Source organism: Pelagicoccus sp. SDUM812003, from assembly GCF_031127815.1.
Taxonomy (GTDB): domain Bacteria; phylum Verrucomicrobiota; class Verrucomicrobiia; order Opitutales; family Opitutaceae; genus Pelagicoccus.
Map to the genome: position 1 here is coordinate 1 of NZ_JARXHY010000072.1, position 582 is coordinate 582.

A 582-nucleotide genomic window follows, 5' to 3' on the forward strand; every position below is an offset into this window, starting at 1 on the left:
AAAAATAGGAACCGCAATGAAACTCCTCTATTTCGCTCTGTTCGCCTTTAGCTGTTTTGTTCACGCAAATGAGTATTCTACAAATCTATTCACCATCGAAGTTCCCGACTCCTTTGATGTTTATCCCGTAAAGGACTACAGGTTGCTTGGAAGCCCCAAAGATGACCCGCTAGCGGATCTACCATTCATCATGATCGACTTCTCAAATGATGGTAAGCTAGCAAAAGAGTTTGAATCCAAGAAGAACGAGTTACTAGAGAAACAGAACTTTCAAGCAGTTGATCGAAATGGAAGCCCCATCCAAGACTCCGAAGTAAAAGATGATGAGTACTATTATGGATACAAATCGACGTCCGAGAATAGTGTCATCACCAGCCACCACTCATTCATGATCCACAAGGAAGATCTATTCTTCTTTATCCTGTACTCAAGCCATGGTGACCGAGAGGAAACGTACAAGCTCGCCCACTCACTTTTCTCGGACATCATAAACACAAATCAAAAACTGAAGACAGCCAACCAGTCAGCCCATACAACTCCAGCCAGCGCTCCGCGCTGACTTCCGCGTATGGCTTTCACGTT

The 582-nt window shown here is 44.3% G+C and carries 1 protein-coding gene; it reads left to right on the forward strand.

The features are described from left to right. Positions 1-559, forward strand: a 559-nt coding sequence (locus QEH54_RS22835; RefSeq protein WP_309021046.1) for a hypothetical protein, incomplete at its 5' end; no start/stop codon positions are given. Positions 560-582 lie beyond the last annotated feature (23 nt).